Annotated in this window: 16 protein-coding genes; 8 read left to right on the top strand and 8 right to left on the bottom strand. The window is 51.7% G+C overall.

Annotated features, from left to right (window positions below; translation table 11 throughout):
- Positions 1-29: 29 nt before the first annotated feature.
- Both rpoD and dnaG read right to left on the bottom strand, forming a co-directional pair.
- Positions 30-2057 (bottom strand): RNA polymerase sigma factor RpoD, encoded by a 2028-nt coding sequence (gene rpoD / locus ABKW30_RS12990; protein ID WP_348599349.1) that lies wholly within the window; start codon positions 2055-2057, stop codon positions 30-32.
- Between the two features lie 303 nt (positions 2058-2360).
- Complete coding sequence (gene dnaG / locus ABKW30_RS12985) at positions 2361-4325, bottom strand: DNA primase (RefSeq protein WP_348599348.1); 1965 nt, start codon at positions 4323-4325, stop codon at positions 2361-2363.
- Positions 4326-4688: 363 nt separating this feature from the next.
- Here dnaG and ABKW30_RS12980 point away from each other — a divergent pair, with 363 nt between their 5' ends.
- Positions 4689-6359 carry a Na/Pi cotransporter family protein gene (locus ABKW30_RS12980; RefSeq protein ID WP_348599347.1) on the top strand — a complete coding sequence of 557 codons (1671 nt, stop codon included), beginning with the start codon at positions 4689-4691 and terminating at the stop codon, positions 6357-6359.
- A 15-nt stretch (positions 6360-6374) separates the two neighbouring features.
- Here ABKW30_RS12980 and ABKW30_RS12975 read toward each other — a convergent pair whose 3' ends face one another.
- On the bottom strand, positions 6375-6539 hold the full coding sequence (locus ABKW30_RS12975; protein WP_348599346.1) for a hypothetical protein: 165 nt from the start codon (positions 6537-6539) through the stop codon (positions 6375-6377).
- A 97-nt stretch (positions 6540-6636) separates the two neighbouring features.
- On the opposite strand from ABKW30_RS12975, the gene ABKW30_RS12970 reads away from it, so the two are divergent.
- Positions 6637-7140 (top strand): GNAT family N-acetyltransferase, encoded by a 504-nt coding sequence (locus tag ABKW30_RS12970; protein WP_348599345.1) that lies wholly within the window; start codon positions 6637-6639, stop codon positions 7138-7140.
- Entirely contained in the window at positions 7127-7660 is a 534-nt protein-coding gene (locus tag ABKW30_RS12965) for a DUF1003 domain-containing protein (RefSeq protein WP_348599344.1), read from the top strand. Before ABKW30_RS12970 ends, ABKW30_RS12965 begins: the two co-directional genes overlap by 14 nt.
- Before the next feature lie 318 nt (positions 7661-7978).
- On the opposite strand, the gene ABKW30_RS12960 is transcribed toward ABKW30_RS12965, so the two are convergent.
- Positions 7979-8623 carry a hydrolase gene (locus ABKW30_RS12960; RefSeq protein ID WP_348599343.1) on the bottom strand — a complete coding sequence of 215 codons (645 nt, stop codon included), beginning with the start codon at positions 8621-8623 and terminating at the stop codon, positions 7979-7981.
- Positions 8624-8776: 153 nt separating this feature from the next.
- Here ABKW30_RS12960 and ABKW30_RS12955 point away from each other — a divergent pair, with 153 nt between their 5' ends.
- On the top strand, positions 8777-9673 hold the full coding sequence (locus ABKW30_RS12955; protein WP_348599342.1) for a LysR family transcriptional regulator: 897 nt from the start codon (positions 8777-8779) through the stop codon (positions 9671-9673).
- A 122-nt stretch (positions 9674-9795) separates the two neighbouring features.
- Here the strand turns inward: ABKW30_RS12955 and ABKW30_RS12950 are convergent, their stop codons facing one another.
- Positions 9796-10245 (bottom strand): GatB/YqeY domain-containing protein, encoded by a 450-nt coding sequence (locus ABKW30_RS12950; protein ID WP_348599341.1) that lies wholly within the window; start codon positions 10243-10245, stop codon positions 9796-9798.
- Positions 10246-10525: 280 nt separating this feature from the next.
- Between ABKW30_RS12950 and carA the strand changes: the two genes are divergently transcribed.
- On the top strand, positions 10526-11764 hold the full coding sequence (gene carA, locus ABKW30_RS12945) for a glutamine-hydrolyzing carbamoyl-phosphate synthase small subunit (protein WP_348599340.1): 1239 nt from the start codon (positions 10526-10528) through the stop codon (positions 11762-11764).
- Here the strand turns inward: carA and ABKW30_RS12940 are convergent.
- Positions 11761-12681 carry an aldo/keto reductase gene (locus ABKW30_RS12940; RefSeq protein ID WP_348599339.1) on the bottom strand — a complete coding sequence of 307 codons (921 nt, stop codon included), beginning with the start codon at positions 12679-12681 and terminating at the stop codon, positions 11761-11763. The genes carA and ABKW30_RS12940 overlap by 4 nt on opposite strands.
- Positions 12682-12830: 149 nt before the next feature.
- Here ABKW30_RS12940 and ABKW30_RS12935 point away from each other — a divergent pair, with 149 nt between their 5' ends.
- Complete coding sequence (locus ABKW30_RS12935) at positions 12831-13304, top strand: nuclear transport factor 2 family protein (protein WP_348599338.1); 474 nt, start codon at positions 12831-12833, stop codon at positions 13302-13304.
- A gap of 5 nt (positions 13305-13309) precedes the next feature.
- The gene (locus tag ABKW30_RS12930) at positions 13310-13867 is read left to right on the top strand and encodes a TetR/AcrR family transcriptional regulator (RefSeq protein WP_348599337.1); all 558 of its coding nucleotides are present in this window, start codon (positions 13310-13312) and stop codon (positions 13865-13867) included.
- Between the two features lie 138 nt (positions 13868-14005).
- On the opposite strand, the gene ABKW30_RS12925 is transcribed toward ABKW30_RS12930, so the two are convergent.
- Positions 14006-14470 (bottom strand): Lrp/AsnC family transcriptional regulator, encoded by a 465-nt coding sequence (locus ABKW30_RS12925; RefSeq protein WP_348599336.1) that lies wholly within the window; start codon positions 14468-14470, stop codon positions 14006-14008.
- A 141-nt stretch (positions 14471-14611) separates the two neighbouring features.
- On the opposite strand from ABKW30_RS12925, the gene ABKW30_RS12920 reads away from it, so the two are divergent.
- Positions 14612-15334: an aspartate/glutamate racemase family protein gene (locus ABKW30_RS12920; RefSeq protein WP_348599335.1), complete on the top strand. Its 723-nt coding sequence runs from the start codon at positions 14612-14614 to the stop codon at positions 15332-15334.
- Positions 15335-15350: 16 nt separating this feature from the next.
- Here ABKW30_RS12920 and ABKW30_RS12915 read toward each other — a convergent pair whose 3' ends face one another.
- A complete protein-coding gene (locus ABKW30_RS12915) occupies positions 15351-16226 on the bottom strand; it encodes a neutral zinc metallopeptidase (RefSeq protein ID WP_348599787.1) in 876 nt (291 codons plus the stop codon).
- Between the last annotated feature and the right edge of the window lie 497 nt (positions 16227-16723).

The raw sequence follows: 16723 nt of genomic DNA, 5'->3' as shown, positions 1-16723 counted from the left end.
GTTTTTCATTTTCAACAAATATGTTTCGCTTAGCTGTCGAGGAAGCTGCGCAGCTTGCGCGAGCGACTCGGATGCTTGAGCTTGCGCAACGCCTTGGCTTCAATCTGGCGAATACGCTCGCGAGTAACCGAGAACTGCTGGCCAACTTCTTCAAGCGTGTGATCGGTGTTCATGCCGATACCAAAACGCATACGCAGCACGCGTTCTTCACGCGGCGTTAGCGATGCAAGCACCCGTGTTGTCGTATCGCGCAAGTTAGCCTGGATCGCAGCATCGATAGGTAGAAGCGCATTCTTGTCCTCGATGAAATCACCAAGATGCGAATCTTCCTCGTCACCAACTGGCGTTTCGAGCGAGATCGGCTCCTTGGCAATCTTCAGGACCTTGCGAACCTTTTCCAGTGGCATGGCGAGTTTTTCAGCCAGTTCTTCCGGCGTCGGCTCACGTCCAATCTCATGCAGCATCTGGCGCGATGTCCGAACAATCTTGTTGATCGTTTCGATCATGTGCACCGGAATACGGATTGTACGAGCCTGATCGGCAATAGAACGGGTGATCGCCTGACGAATCCACCATGTCGCGTAAGTCGAGAATTTATAACCGCGACGATATTCAAACTTATCGACCGCTTTCATCAGGCCGATATTGCCTTCCTGGATGAGATCGAGGAACTGCAACCCGCGGTTGGTGTACTTCTTGGCAATGGAAATAACGAGACGCAGATTTGCCTCAACCATTTCCTTCTTGGCAAGGGCGGCTTCGCGCTCGCCCTTCTGCACCTGATTGACGATCCGGCGAAATTCAGAGATGGAAATCGCAGTTTCCTGCGCCATGTTCTGAATTTCGGTGCGCAGATTCTTGATCGTCTCTTTTTCGTTCTTGGTGAACTCTTTCCAGCCGCGTGTTGTCAGGTTGGAAACGGCTTTCAGCCAGTTCGGATCAAGTTCGTTGCCCTGATATTCCTTCAGGAAATCTTCGCGACGTACGCCATAGGACTCTGCAAGACGCAGCAAGCGTCCTTCGTTCTGAACGAGGCGCTTGTTGATGTCGTAAAGCTGAGCAACCAGCGCTTCAATACGGTTCTGGTTCAGCGACAGCGATTTCACTGCCTTGATAAGCTGATCCTTGAGTTCCTTGTAACGGCGCTCCTGGCTTGGTGAAAGAGAACCGGACGCAGCAAGACGGTTTTCGACCTGCTGATCCTGAAGCTTGCGCAGCTTTTTGTATGTGTCGGCAATGACGTCGAGCGTTTCCATGACCTGCGGACGCAGTTCAGCCTCCATCGCTGCAAGCGACAGGTTAGCCTCATCGTCCTCGTCATCATCCTCTTCAACCTGCGTGTCGCCGCCAACATTTGTAATGTCGTCGTCGTCACGTCGACTGCGCGAACGATCATTTCCAGGCGCTGGCTTTTCTTCTTCGACACGCTCGATTACCGGTGCCTGCTTTGCTTCCGGGCCGGCATATGTCGTTTCGAGATCGATAATCTCACGCAGAAGAATCTGCGATTCATTCAACGCTTCACGCCAGATAATAATCGCCTGGAATGTCAGCGGGCTTTCGCACAAGCCTGAGATCATGGTCTCGCGACCAGCCTCAATACGCTTGGCGATGGCGATTTCGCCTTCACGCGACAATAGCTCCACAGTTCCCATCTCACGCAAGTACATGCGGACAGGATCATCTGTACGGTCAGTTGGTTCTTTCTTGGTGACAGTCGGAGCAACCGCAGTACCAGTAGACTCGGCGAGTTCTCTAGCATCGCTCTCGTCGTCGGCGCTGTTGTCAGCCTCTTCGGCGTCCGCGTCCTGCTCGTCATCTTCAACAACATTGATGCCCATATCGCTGAGCATCGCCATTGTGTCTTCGATCTGTTCTGAAGTGACCTCTTCTGATGGCAGAACTGCATTGAGTTCGTCCATCGTCACATAGCCGCGCTTCTTCGCGAGCTTGATCATCTTCTTGACAGCGTCATCGGAAAGGTCGAGAAGCGGTCCGTCCGGCGCGCCTTCGCGCTCGACTTCTACTTCCTCATTTTCCTTTGCCTTCGTTGCCATATTCTATATCTCCAAGCGATGTTCGCTTTTTTCATGCAGGAGGACAACGAGTGCGGCAGCGCACCGGTTCCCCTACATCATCAAGGTAGTAAATGATCGACTAGCCGAAATCCTGTTAATGGCGGATTAACCTTGTTATTCCGGTGGCGAGCACACTGCATATCTGTCGAATTTGCCGGTATTTCTGATAAACCTACAAACATCAACGCAATATCTACAATTCTGCGCAATCTGATTCCGTCATTATTAACCCACGTCAACCCCGACTCAACTGATTCGGGTCAAAAAAGCGAATCAATTCGGTCAAAAACCCTTTGCGGAGCGTCCAGAGGGGATTCCGAACCCTTCGATCAACGCCTCCGTAGCCTGCGCGTTACGGATATCGTTCTGTATATCGAGTAACCTGTTAAAGTTTTCTTCGGTCGCATCTGCACCCAATGCCACCCGAGCTAATTCCAGTTCTTTATGTAGTGCGCGGGCGCGCTGATGCAAGTGGATGGCCTGTCGCAAAGCTTCTCTGGCATCTTCTTCTGCAGCCTCGGCGGACGCAAACCACTCACGATTACGTCGAATAACAGCTTCAAGCGCTTCAACCAAGGTAGCTAGTCCCTGCTCAGCGATCACTTTGCGCATTTCAGCGCCGTTAGCGACATGATGCTCAGCCATAGCATCAAGCATTGCCGTATGAAAACGCTTCAAATCCGGATGATCCAATTCAAGATCGACAACGGTTTCAAAGTCGTCTTCAATTAAACGAGGATGATTGAACAGGGCCATTAAAATTGCAGTTTCCCTAGCGGGAAGCTTTGAGGATGACCGGCCGCCCAATGCCGATTGTGTCAAGGTAGCACTTACGGCAAGTCGCCCACTTGCTGCGCCCTTCCCACGTTGACCATATCCGTTTTGGCCATAACCATTTTGATTATTGCCCCGCTCTCCATTGTTCCGCCGGTCGTTTCCACGCTGACCTGAACCAAATAACTGCTGGATACGCTCGCGCACATCCTGCCCGTAGTGCCGCCGGACGTTCTCATCGGCGATAAGCCCGGTCATCTGTTTAAGACGTGCTTCCAGTTCGGCACGGCGCTCTGGTGTATCGAATACACCACTTGATGTCTCCCGCGTCCACAGCATATCGGCCAAAGGCCGCGCATCGTTGAGCACATCCTGAAACGCCTGGGGCCCCGATGACTTGACGAGATCGTCCGGGTCCTTGCCTTCCGGCAGTACAGCAAACCGCAGCGAATAGCCGGGCTTCAAAACCGGCAATGCTAGATCAATCGCCCGATAGGCTGCCTTTATGCCTGCGTTATCACCATCAAAACAAAGCACAGGCTCCGGTGACATCCGCCAAAGCAGATCAAGTTGATCTTCAGTTAATGCTGTACCAAGCGGTGCAACTGCTTGGGCAAATCCCGCCTGTGCCAAAGCTATCACATCCATATAGCCTTCAACCGCAATTACCGCTTTTGCAGGTTGACCAGCTTGGGGTTGTGCCGCCCTTCTGGCACGCAATGCATTGAAGAGAATCTTGCCTTTGTGGAAAAGCTCGGTCTCATTGGAGTTCATGTACTTCGCGATGGCATTGGGAGCTAGCGCCCGCCCGCCAAAAGCAATGATGCGTCCCCGCAAATCCTCGATCGGAAACATGATCCGGTCACGAAAGCGATCAAAGGAAACCGGCTTGTCGTCGCCATAGACGACCAGTCCGCAAGCTTCGATCTGGTCTTTCGTCGCGCCTTTGCTGGCGAGATGCTCTTTAAGGGCATTACGGCTTTCAGGAGCGTAGCCAAGACGGTAGGAGTGCTGTGTTGCAGCGCTCAAGCCGCGATCTCTCAAATAGGCCCGCGCTTTCGCACCACCTGCCGCCTGCAACTGATCCTCAAAGAACTTCGTTGCCATTTCCATGACATCGTAAAGCGTCGCACGCTTCGCCTCGCGGATTTCCATTTCGGCATCGCGTGCCGGCATAGGAACACCTGCCATATCCGCAACGCGTTGAACCGCTTCAGGAAAACTCAGCCCCTCAAGCTCAGTCAGAAACCGGAAATGATCTCCTGTGACGCCGCAACCGAAACAGTGATATCGCCCTTTGCGATCCTCACAGTGAAAGCTGGGCGATTTTTCGCCATGAAACGGACAGCAGGCCCAAAAATCACCTTTCGGTGCGTTGGTCTTCTTGCGATCAAACGAAACACGCGTCCCGATCACGCTGGAGATCGGCACACGCTCTCTGATCTCGTCGAGAAAAGATGGCGGAAATCGCATTTGACTATTCGTTCTAAAATTCTGGCGCTGCTGCATGTTACGGACTGTAGAGAAAATAGGTCTCGGGTCCTTACCTATTGTGCCTTAAATAAGGTCGCTATGAAAGACCTTCAAGCTCGTCATCCCCGACTCATACGATGTGAACAGGGCTGAAGGGCTTTGATTTTTTACAAAGCCGGCGAATTATCAAAATCTCACACCCGAATTATCCACAACCCAATGATTTATGCCAAAAACGACACATTTATTCTTAGCCGGAACATATTTTTTTCGCTTTTTGAATGATATCTTATATTAATAAATTGCAATCAAACTAACGTGGTTGCTATTCCGGGTTCTCCCAACAAGTCAGGATTGTAGCAAGTGAACGGTTCCGCAATTTTGTTGCATTTGGCAGGCGCAGTCGCGCTCCTGCTTTGGGCAACACGCATGGTTCGAACAGGCGTCGAGCGCGCCTATGGTGAGCGCATGCGCCAAAGCCTTCGCGGGGTCCTGCATAATCCTGTTCTGGCTGTTCTCTGGGGCCTGATGCTCTCGATAGCTTTGCAGAGTTCTACAGCAGTCAGCCTGCTTGTCGGGTCATTTGTCGGCTCGGGGATAGTCAGCGGCATTGCCGGGTTGATGGCAGTTCGCGGTGCCGAGGTTGGCTCGGCGCTTGTCGTAAAAATTCTCAGCTTTGATCTGACCCTGCTGGTGCCGCTCTGCCTTGTCGCTGGCACTGTAATTTTCATGTCCACGGAGCGCAGCAACTGGCGGCAAATTGGCCGCATTCTAGTCGGGATCGGCCTTCTGGTGCTGTCGCTGGAGATGACCGGTCAGGCTACAGAGCCTTTGCGGAATAGCGATCTGCTACCCGTCATAGTTGGATATCTCAATACCGATCCGGTTACGGCATTCCTGCTTGCAGCAATCATGACGTGGCTGTTCCATTCCAGCATTGCCGCCGTGCTTCTGCTGGTGACGTTTGCCTCGCGAGGCCTTATCCAGCCAGAACTCGGGATCGTGATGATCTTCGGCGTAAATCTTGGTTCATCATTCATTGCCCCTCTCCTCACCCGCTCTGCAGCGCCTCAGGCCCGTATTGTACCGATGGGCAATTTGTTGATGCGCGGCGCAGGCTCAATCTTGATCCTCATTCTTTTCATGACGTTCAAGCCATCGGTTGCTTTCCTTGGCTCTTCGCCAGCCGATCAGGTCATCAACGGACACATTCTGTTCAATGTCATCATTTTGTTGGCAGGCGTACCGCTTTCCGGGCTTGTCCTTCGCATTACCAAAGCCGTGGTCGCCCTGAACGTGCCAACTGAAAAGGCTCCGTCACTCGTTCAATCCGAACTTAGCGCACTGGATGAAAGCGTTCTAGATACGCCAAGCCTCGCATTGGCCAATGCGACACGGGAAACTGTGCGGGTTTGCGAGACTGTCGAAATTATGCTTCGCGGTGTTATCGGGCTTTACGAAAATCCTGAGCAGGATCGCATCAACGAACTATCGATGCTCGACGACAAGGTTGATCGCAAACATGCTGCCATCAAGCTTTATCTGGCCAAATTGACAACCAAGAAACTGACCGATTTTGAAGTTGCACGTGCGCAAGAACTTCTTGGCGCATGCGTGAAGCTTGAACAGGTTGGTGACATTATTGTCCGCAACATGCTTGCGCTGGTTCAGAAGAAAATGGATCGCAAGCTGAAATTCACCGATGAAGGCTGGCTCGAACTCAGCAACTTCCACGCTAAAGTACTGGTGAATGCCCGCATGGCTTTCAACGTACTGGTGTCCCGCGACCGGGAAACTGCGCATCAGCTGGTTTTGGAAAAGGACTATCTTCGCGATCTTGAGAAGCAGAGCAGTCAGCGGCATTTCAGCAGGTTGCGTGAGGGTACGGTTCGCAGCCTTGAGACCAGCTCTATTCATCTCGATACGATACGCGACCTGAAGCAGATCAACTCGCTTCTGGCATCAATGGCCTACCCTGTCCTCGAAGAACAAGGCCTATTGAACACCACCCGTCTGCGCGCATTGCACAGCTGAGCTGGTGTTGATCGATCAATAATTGCGATGGATATGGCTATTGGAACCGATAAAGGCTCCCATCGCAGAGCCGATCAAAAGCCCCAGCACCATGTTGCCCATTACGGTTTCGCCGATGCCCGCACCTATTGAAAGGCCTGCAAGTATTCCGATAATTGTAGACCAGCTATGTTCTTTCATATCAGCCTCCATTTTTATTAACCATAAACGCCGGCCGGTCACTTCGGTTCCATCTGCTTGCCGGCATATGGATTTAGCTATGAAAAGGACACTTTGAATGCTTGTGCTTAGAGCAATGCGCGCGGATGAGTATCCGGATTTTTTGGATTATTTTATCCCCGATTACGCAATCGAGATTGCGGTCAATTATAATCTTGAGGCGGCAGCTGCAAAAAACCGCGCAATCAGCGAAATCGAGCAGGATTTGCCACAAGGAGTAAATACGGTGGGGCATAGCCTGACCTGTATTATTGATTTCCAAATAGGCGTTGAACATTTGCTTGGCTATCTTTGGTATCGAACCAATGTAGAAAAGAGCGAACTGTTCATCTATGACTTTTATGTTTTCCCAAGGGAGCAGGGAAAAGGATATGGCAAAGAAGCCATGAGGCTGCTCGAAGAAGAAGCGGCTAAATCGGGAGTTCAACAGATCAAACTACGCGTTGCCGCTAACAACCCGCGCGCGAAAAAACTCTACGATAACTGTGGATTTCATGTGACGGGTATTAATATGAGCAAACATATTGGCGCGGGCATGGAGACAATCGATGACCGAGACTGATCAAGTAACGAGCGGCCTTCATGATACCGAACGAAAACTGCTCCATCATCTACGCGATGTTCGCCGCAGGATAAGAACCCACAAACTGGCGCAAATGGATGGCGAACTGACACGTGGTCAAGTGATAGCGGATGCTGTCGCAGCAACCATGGGTTCGTGGAGCTTTATCATCATCCAGACCACGATACTATTTTTCTGGATCGTACTGAATGTTACCGCCTACGTACGGGAATGGGACCCCTACCCTTTTATTCTCCTGAATCTCGCCCTGTCTTTTCAGGCGGCCTACGCTGCGCCATTCATCATGATGAGCCAGAACCGGCAGCAGGACATAGATCGGAAAGAGGCTGCCAACGATTATAAGATCAACATCAAGGCGGAACTCGAAATCGAACTTCTCCATGAAAAGATCGAACTGCTGCACCAGAAAATCGACGAGCTATGCGAGCGGGAAGTCGTGCATTTGAAGAGGGTCGTGACCAGCCTTCAGTCAGACAAACCCGAAGCCGACAAGGGCTGAAACAAAAAAGGACCGCTGCGGGAGGAGGTGCAGCGGTCCTGATTGTAAATGTACCGCGGGAGGAGGTGCAGTACATTCGGCGTTGGGATATCTGGGAGGAAAGAGCCCAACGAGTTCAAGATAGCAAAGCCTAAAATTTTTGCTACCGTCAAATATGCATAATAGCTATGCAAATAGGTGCATACCCTTCTTGCGACAGTTATACTTGACGCCTGCGCCTGCTGGTCGAATATCAACGCTACGGGGCTCGATAAGCAGTCGGGTTTTCCCCCGCCGTATCTATCAAACTTCCCGTCATCGCCCTTCAATTGTTCTGCGTTAATTCCCAACTGGAGTGTTAAGCAACTGCTGTTCCCACAGGTACGCGATGCCGCTACCAGCGGCATGATACTTGAGCACGTCCGTCAACTCAGCAGCATGCTCGGTTCTAGCCCAGTCGCGCTGCCATTCGGACGCTAAAGCCAACCAAGTCATCATGTTCGCGCCCGCCGCGATCATGCGCTGTATGGCAACCTCATGGGCCTCGACCGAAGTTCCTCCAGAAGCGTCGGTAATCACAGTCACATCCCAGCCTTCGCCGAGGGCCTGGATCACCGGCATCGCGACACAAATCTCGGTCCACAGTCCGGCAATAATCAGCTGCTTGCGGCCCGTCGCCTTGACCGTATCAACCACTTTCTGATCCTCCCAGGTATTGATGAACGTCCGGTCGATCACCTCCTGATCCGGGAACACATCGGTGATTTGCGGGAAAATGAGACCGCCGCGATCCGCTATCACACTCGTCAGAATGGTGGGGACACCAAAGGCTTTGGCGGCCTTGGCCAAAGCCGTCGAGTTGTTGACCACCATCTGCGGGTCGTGGCTGTTGAGGTTAGTAAGCTGGTATGGCTGGTGGTCAATCAGAACGAGGACTGAGTCTTCGGGGCGGAGAAGAGAAGCAAGACCATTACGAAACGTCATTATTACATCCTTTGTTGCCATTGTGAGTGGCATTGATTTTTCCAAGAGACATGCGCCAGCAGCGACATCGCCTAATGAGACATTGCCGTTCCCAAGTGTGATGCGGTAGTGTCCCCTTGTGGTAAGCTGTGTCGCGGAATAGGGAACGCTGAATTGGAAATTGAAGAGCTGAGGACATTCGTAGAGGTTGCAGATGCGGGGGGCATATCGTCCGCTGCGCTCCGGCTCGGGGTTTCCAAGTCGATCGTCAGTCGTCGGCTTTTCAGGCTTGAATCGGAACTTGGCGTCCAGCTTCTTGCACGAACGACCCGCGGGGCTGCTCTTACAGAAGCCGGGGCCACTTTCCGGGATTATGCAGCAAGAGTTTACGCTGAGATTGACTTAGCCAAGGAAACGATCCTGCCCGCCGGTGATCTTCGTGGCCGCTTGCGAGTTGCCGCACCGCTTTCTTTCGGTCCGACTCACTTCGCTCCGGTGTTAGCTGAAATGGCACGACGCCACCCCCAGATACACATCCATACCTGTTACAGTGATCGCGTCGTTGATCTGATCACGGAGGGTTATGATTGCGCGATACGGGTGGGTTATCTTCAGGATTCCAATTTGATCGCAAGACGCGTCGGCCCGGTCTATGGGAAGCTTGTTGCGAGTCCGGACTATATCAAGGCTTATGGGTCGCCTGAGATGCCGGAGGACATAGTCGCCCATCAAGCTCTCATGCAGGGCACCGAAGTCTGGCAACTCATGGATGGCGACAAGATTATTACGGTTCGACCACAGGGACGCTTTAAGGCCGACAACGGCGTAGCCCTGGTCGCCGCTGCGACAGCCGGGCTCGGAATTGCTTATTTACCGGACTGCCTTACCCATGAACATGTGGTCTCCGGTGCGCTCGTGCCAATCATGACACGCTATCCACCGCCTCCAGCAGGTACATATGTCGTTCGCCCACCTGGTCAGCATCCTGCGCGTAAGATACGGATTCTCACAGAACTCGTGATCGAGTTCTTCAACCAGTCTCCGCACTTTGCAAGAAATTCCCCTGCATGAGTCGCATGTTAAAGCGTTAAACATTTTTCAGAGAAGCTAATAACAAGCGGCCCAGTATCGTAGGCAAGTAAAACCGCCTGACAATCTGGGCCTCACTTTCAGTGCAGGCATAAGCAAGCTTGTTACTGTAGTATCTCTTTGACGATACCGCTGGCCTTGCTGAAGTCCATCTGCCCGGCATATTTTTCTTTAAGGGCGTTCATGCACTTACCCATGTCGCGCAGACCACCGGCTCCGATTTCGCCGATAACCTGTGTACAGGCACTACGAATGTCCGACTCACAGAACTGTTTCGGCATGAAATCGCGAATGATCTCGATTTCCTCACGCTCCTGCTCTGCCAATTCCAGTCGGTTGCCTTCTTCATAAATCTTGGCTGATTCTTCGCGCTGCTTGATCATCTTGGCCAGAATCATGCTGATTTCATCGCCGCTGACCGGGTCTTTCCCGATACCGCGGTTTACGATGTCACGATCCTTGATTGCTGCCATGATCAGGCGCAGCGTTGAAACGCGGCGTTTATCCTGAGATTTAATAGCTGTATTCAGTGCCCCGGCGATTATATCGCGCATGGCCGTATTCTCCTGTTATGTACGCACACTAGTCATGGCTTCGAACGAAATCAACAATGGCGCCATGTCATCCACGACATGAATTACCACCAAGTGCTCGTCTTGCAATTGACCGGAGGCGTTGCTTTGTTTATGGACTGGGACTTAGCCAGACATTTTTATTGTTGCTGCGGTGGGTGATTATCAACCATCGCGCTCAGCCACGTCATATGGAATATTTGCGGGCATTTTTCAATGCCCCTCGTTTTTCTGCGACGCAGGCCCATTTCAGGAGTACCGCATGACCGCCACATCGATAGAAGCAGGTACGCAAGCCAAGACTGCGGGTTGGTCCGAAATTAAGCCTACAGCTTTGCTGGTATTGGCAGACGGCACCGTGATTGAGGGCAAGGGCCTTGGCGCTTCAGGTATTTGCGAAGCGGAAGTCTGTTTCAACACGGCTCTTACAGGATATGAAGAAATTCTGACCGACCCTTCATATGCCGGCCAGATCGTCACATTCACTTTCCCGCATATCGGTAATGTCGGTGCGAACAAGGAAGACATCGAAGATTTGACTCCGGCAAATCGGGCTGGCGCGGTCGGCGCGGTGTTCAAAGCCGATATCACTTCTCCTTCAAGCTATCGCTCGGCAGATCATCTGGACGCCTGGTTGAAAGCGCGCGGCGTCATCGCTCTTGCGGGTGTAGACACGCGAGCCTTGACGGCACTTATCCGCGAAAAGGGGATGCCAAATGCAGTTATCGCCCATGATCCGGATGGCAAATTTGATGTTCCGGCTCTGAAGGCACGCGCTGCTGCATGGCACGGCCTGCTCAACCTCGACCTTGCAAAGGACGTTACGTCCGGACAAAGCTCAGTCTGGACTGAAAAGCCATGGGTATGGAATGAAGGGTTCGCTGAACAATCCGCACCCGAGTTCCACGTGGTCGCCATTGACTACGGGATCAAGCGTAACATCCTGCGTCTCATTGCTGGCCTTGGTGCAAAAATTACTATTCTTCCCGCGACAGCGACCGCAGAAGATGTGCTGGCCTACGAGCCCGACGGAATTTTCCTGTCTAACGGCCCGGGAGATCCTGCCGCAACCGGCAAGTATGCTGTTCCTGCAATCAAAGAGTTGATCGAGACTGATATTCCTGTGTTTGGCATCTGTCTCGGGCATCAAATGCTGGCCTTGGCGCTCGGTGGCGACACCAAGAAGATGCATCAGGGTCATCATGGGGCAAATCATCCGGTACGCGATGACACCACAGGCAAGGTTGAGATTGTCTCGATGAATCACGGCTTTGCCGTTGACGCTGCGTCCTTCCCTGATGGTGTCGAAGAAACGCACGTCTCGCTATTCGACGGCAGCAATTGCGGTCTGCGCGTTACTGGCCGCCCCGTATTTTCAGTTCAACATCACCCGGAAGCATCTCCGGGCCCTCAGGATTCCCACTATCTCTTCCGCCGGTTCTTCAATTTGATCCGCCAGAAGAAAGGCATGGAGCTTTTGTCCGAGCGTGATCACGCCTAGGCGACGTCTTGCCCTGTACTAGCCTTTAGGATTGCGAACCACTGCTGGCGATCAAGCTCGATATCGAGAGCGGTCGCCATGGTCTTCAGTCGATCAATTTTCAGACTTCCAAGAACGGGGATAAGCTTGGCAGGGTGGCGTAGCAGCCAAGCAATGGCGACCGCCGAAATATCTGCATTGCCCAGTTCTGCCGCGACTTCACTCAAAGCTTTGCGCACGCGCACTTCCTGAGCACCCTCACCTGTAAAAAGGCTGCCGCCGCCGAGAGGTGACCAGATCATCGGCGAGTAATTCAGTCGCTGTGCGTGATCAAGACTGCCGTCCGTTAATGGCGCGACAAACATGGTCGATAGTTCAATCTGGTTGGTAACCAGTGGAAATGGCAATCTTGATGCCAGCAGATCAAACTGCCAAGGTAGGAAGTTTGAAACGCCGACAGCCCGCACCTTTCCCGCTTTGACCGCATCTTCGAGTCCGCGTGCGGTATCGTCCGCATCCATCAAGGGATCGGGACGATGGATAAGCAGCACATCGATGTAATCGGTACTCAGATTTTTTAGCGAGCGTTCCACGGAAGTCTGTATATGCGCCGCACTTGTATCGTAGTGCTTCACACGGTTCGTTGGGCGAGCATCGGTCGTCAGCATGATGTCGCACTTGGTAATCAGTTCAATCGCATCGCGCTTGCCACCCCAGCGCTTCAGTCCAGCGCCAAAAACTTCTTCCACGCCGTAATTTCCGTAAATATCTGCATGGTCAAAACTTGTCATGCCGATATCGATTGCCCCGTCGATCAACTTGGCTACGTTGTCGGCATCTGGCCTGTCAGGGCCACTCAGGAGACGCCATGCGCCGAGAACCAGTCGGGAGAGGCTGATATCGTTATAACCTAGTGCGATACGCTTTTCATACGGCATGTGAATTTCCTGTGAATGGCTAGCGCCATTGTTTTAGTCTGAATCCCGATCATAAGACAACGACATGCCTGATATTTGATTGACAAGCGATAGTAGTTTTGTACCTATTGGAACAGTCTTTACTGATTGGTACAATTTGGAGAAATTGCATGTCTGAACAACGCCCACCCCTTCCACCTTTCACGCGGGAAACTGCCATACAGAAGGTTCGCGCTGCTGAAGACGGCTGGAACGGCCGCAATGCAGAACGCGTGGCACTGGCTTACACGCAGGATTCATATTGGCGGAACAGATCAACATTTTTGCGTGGCCGCGCTGAAATCATCGCTTTTCTGCAGGCAAAATGGAATCGAGAGCTTGAATACCGCCTTATAAAGGAGCTCTGGGCCTTTTCAGAAAATCGGATCGCAGTGCGGTTCGCCTATGAGTATCACGATGATTCAGGCAACTGGTTTCGTGCCTATGGCAATGAAAACTGGGAGTTCGATCAAAACGGCCTCATGCATAAGCGCTTTGCTTCCATCAATGACCTTCCAATCAAAGAGTCCGAGCGGAAGTTCTTTTGGGACCAGACCGGACCACGCCCTGCGGACCACCCGGAATTGTCGGATCTCGGATTGTAAATCACATGGCCAAAACGATTGCCGAGCGTTCTGACATTATCCCTGTGCTTGCGGAGATTTTCCGGGAACATGGCTTTGAAGGCGCGAGTCTTTCAGTGATCACCGAAAGGACTGGGCTTGGAAAAGGCAGTCTTTATCACTTCTTTCCCGGTGGAAAAGCCGAAATGGCGCAGGCTGTTCTGACTGAAATCGACAACTGGTTTGAAGAAAAGATTTACCGGCCCTTGCGTGAATCGGAAAATCCCGCATTTGCCATCCGGTCAACCTGCCGCGCTGTAACCGATTATTTCAATTCGGGCCGCCGTATCTGCCTCGTGGGCGCTTTTGCTCTCGATAATGTACGCGACCGCTTTGCCTCTCAGATCAATGACTACTTCGCTGCATGGATAACCGCATTAAGCCATGCTTTGCAGAAACTGGGGCATAATGCTGAGGCAGCCACCGGCCTTGCGGAAGAAGCAGTTATCGCCATTCAGGGAGCTTTGGTGATAGCACGGGCACTCGACAACCCTGCCCTGTTCGAACGCGCCATGACGCGGATGGAAAAGCAGTTGATAGCCTAGCCGCTGGACATCTCAACCAATGCGCCCGGCAGATACGGCACACCGCTGAACGTGATTGATGATCCGGGTACGGTTAAGACCGCAAACACGGGAACATCATAATAAATTGGACCAAGCGGCCTATTTCCGCCGCCAAACCTATTTCGCGTAGTGAGTAGGAATAGCTGTAGTCGCTTTCAGCGTCTCCATCGAGACCGATGCGGAGATGTCGAAAAACTCGACCTTCTCGACCAGCGTTTTGTAGATTTCATCATAGGCTTCGACGCGGGGCAAAACGAGCTTTAATATATAGTCGATGGTGCCAGTCATGCGGTGAACTTCGACGATTTCGGGAATATCGTTGATTGCAGCACGAAATTGCTCGAGCCATTCTGCGGAATGACGGGCCGTACGGACTATGACAAACATTGTAGTAGGCAATCCTGCGAGTGGTCGATCCAGCAGCGCTACACGCCGCTTGATATACCCGTCCTCCTCCAAATGCTGAATTCGCCGCGAACATGCCGATATAGACAGACTGACCTTATCGGCCAAATCTGAAACGCTCATGGAAGCGTTTTCTTGCAGCATATCCAGAATCTTGCGGTCACGATCGTCTATCATCTACATTCCAAACAAATTTTCAGCGCCTTAATAGAAATATACGCTCTATTTTTGCTCTATCACAAATGAATTCTGCAAACTATGCGAACACATTGTGCGCCACATTCTCTATTATCCAGCCAACGAAATGAGGGATATACAATGCGCACTATCGGACTGATCGGCGGAATGAGCTGGGAAAGCACTGCAATTTATTATCGCCAGATCAACGAAAAAGTGCGCACTCAGCTCGGTGGCCTCTCATCAGCTAAAATCGCTCTTCAATCGCTGGATTTCTCCGAAGTGGTGGCCCTGCAGAAGAGCAATCGCTGGAATGAGGCCGCAGCACTTCTGTCCGACGCCGCCCGCCGCCTTGAGGCTGCTGGAGCCGATTGCGTTTTGATCTGCACGAACACCATGCATCTCGTTGCCGATGAGGTTGCCGCTTCCGTTAATATTCCGCTTATTGATATCCGTCACGAAACGGGGCGCGTTCTGTTCGGTGCTGGCAAGAAACGCCCGCTCCTGCTGGCAACACGCTATACAATGGAGCACAGCTTCTACGCAGACTATCTGCGCAAGGAATTCCAGATCGAACTGGCTGTGCCCAACGAAATTGATCGTGCCAAAGTTCACTCGGTTATTTTCGATGAACTCTGCTGCGGCATTGTCAAAGATGAGTCACGCCACGCGCTGGAAAAAATTGTCTTCCGCGGGAAAGAAGCAGGTGCAGACAGCGTTATTCTGGGCTGCACCGAGATTTGCCTCTCGCTTACGAATGATAACCTCGCATTGCCGGTTTACGACTCAACGACAATACACTCGCAAGCCGCCGTTGCTTATGCATTGGGTCAGACCGCGGAAAGCAGAAGGGATGCGGTTTAGCGCATCCCTTGCGTCACTAGATATTACCGCTGAAGGTATCGCAGTCTGCAAGTTTGCCGCTATCAAAACCACGTTTGAACCATTTGCTGCGCTGTGCAGACGTGCCATGGTTGAAGCTTTCTGGAACGACATACCCTTGGGTCTTGCGCTGCATCGTATCATCGCCGATTTGCTGCGCCGCGTTCAATGCCTCGTCCAGATCGCCCACATCAAGAATGCCCTTCTGCTGGGTGAAATGTCCCCAGATACCGGCAAAGCAATCTGCCTGCAGTTCAACCCGCACGGACATGGCATTGGCCTCGGCCTCGCTCATGTTCTGGCGCATCTGGTTGAACTTCGGCAGCACTCCGATAAGATTTTGCACATGGTGGCCGACCTCATGCGCCAGCACATAGGCCTGCGCAAAATCGCCTGATGCACCGAACTTCTGATCCAGTTCGTCATAGAAGCTAAGATCGATATATAGCTTCCTGTCGCCGGGGCAGTAAAACGGCCCTGATGCAGCGCTTGCAAAGCCACAGGCAGAGCGAACCTGGTCGCGAAATAATGTCATAGTCGGAGCAGGATAAGCTTGTCCGTCAGCGCTAAAAATCCCTGTCCAGACTGTCTCCGTTTCGGTGAGAACTTTAGAAGCAAAAATCTTCGCATCATCATTGGAAGCAGTATCAACATTTGATACTGTATTCGAATTAGTTTGCCCTCCTAAATCTCCGCCGGCTAGAAATGTAAGTGGATTGATACCTAGTAACCAACAAACTACGAATATGATGGCGATGGAGCCAAGGCTAAGTCCTCCGCCGCCTCGCACTAGTCTTCCTCCACCAAAAGACGTGCCACGTTGACCACGCAGGTCCTCTACGTTTTCCGACTCAGGGGTATTTCTTAAGTCCATACTCTGGCCTCCAAACGCCAATTCTCTCACCTAGGCAGGCAAGATAACATAGCTCAGTTTAAGCGTGAATCCATGCAATTTTATCTGGGCTAATGAGCAAACGAAATATCTTTGAATTAAGTTGCATCACCTTGTCAAAAAACAAACTGCTGTCATAATAATCTAGTTAGAATTGTTAATTTTTATAATAACTTTTGGACCAAAGGATCATTATGACAAAATCAATATCAATAACATTTTTATCCACGTTTGCAGTCCTTTCTCTTACCTCTTTTGCCTTTTCTGTCGGATATGGAAGTGACAATGAGCCAAGTTTCTTAGGCAAGGAAAATACAAAGTCTATTGGAATTGCTCCCTCGGTTAGTGCTGATCAAGAACTGCTTCAATTGGAGAATTATTTGATTGCTATGCAGTGGCAGGGTAGGCGCCAATCAACAAATGTTGAAGATCGTCGGTGTGAGATGGCTTGCCATCAAGCACCGGTCAAAGACCCAAAC

This window comes from Phyllobacterium sp. SB3 (assembly GCF_040009165.1).
In the GTDB taxonomy this organism is placed as follows: domain Bacteria; phylum Pseudomonadota; class Alphaproteobacteria; order Rhizobiales; family Rhizobiaceae; genus Phyllobacterium.
This window is presented reverse-complemented; position numbering and strand designations above follow the sequence as displayed.

Excerpts from the sequence above, each read along its gene's own strand:
- ABKW30_RS12915 (WP_348599787.1), bottom strand. The coding sequence starts at position 16,226 with ATGGACTTAAGAAATACCCCTGAGTCGGAAAACGTAGAGGACCTGCGT.
- ABKW30_RS12970 (WP_348599345.1), top strand. The coding sequence starts at position 6,637 with ATGCTTGTGCTTAGAGCAATGCGCGCGGATGAGTATCCGGATTTTTTG.
- ABKW30_RS12925 (WP_348599336.1), bottom strand. The coding sequence starts at position 14,470 with ATGATAGACGATCGTGACCGCAAGATTCTGGATATGCTGCAAGAAAAC.
- ABKW30_RS12965 (WP_348599344.1), top strand. The coding sequence starts at position 7,127 with ATGACCGAGACTGATCAAGTAACGAGCGGCCTTCATGATACCGAACGA.
- ABKW30_RS12920 (WP_348599335.1), top strand. The coding sequence starts at position 14,612 with ATGCGCACTATCGGACTGATCGGCGGAATGAGCTGGGAAAGCACTGCA.
- ABKW30_RS12950 (WP_348599341.1), bottom strand. The coding sequence starts at position 10,245 with ATGCGCGATATAATCGCCGGGGCACTGAATACAGCTATTAAATCTCAG.
- ABKW30_RS12935 (WP_348599338.1), top strand. The coding sequence starts at position 12,831 with ATGTCTGAACAACGCCCACCCCTTCCACCTTTCACGCGGGAAACTGCC.
- dnaG (WP_348599348.1), bottom strand. The coding sequence starts at position 4,325 with ATGCGATTTCCGCCATCTTTTCTCGACGAGATCAGAGAGCGTGTGCCG.
- rpoD (WP_348599349.1), bottom strand. The coding sequence starts at position 2,057 with ATGGCAACGAAGGCAAAGGAAAATGAGGAAGTAGAAGTCGAGCGCGAA.
- ABKW30_RS12960 (WP_348599343.1), bottom strand. The coding sequence starts at position 8,623 with ATGACGTTTCGTAATGGTCTTGCTTCTCTTCTCCGCCCCGAAGACTCA.
- ABKW30_RS12940 (WP_348599339.1), bottom strand. The coding sequence starts at position 12,681 with ATGCCGTATGAAAAGCGTATCGCACTAGGTTATAACGATATCAGCCTC.
- ABKW30_RS12930 (WP_348599337.1), top strand. The coding sequence starts at position 13,310 with ATGGCCAAAACGATTGCCGAGCGTTCTGACATTATCCCTGTGCTTGCG.
- carA (WP_348599340.1), top strand. The coding sequence starts at position 10,526 with ATGACCGCCACATCGATAGAAGCAGGTACGCAAGCCAAGACTGCGGGT.
- ABKW30_RS12975 (WP_348599346.1), bottom strand. The coding sequence starts at position 6,539 with ATGAAAGAACATAGCTGGTCTACAATTATCGGAATACTTGCAGGCCTT.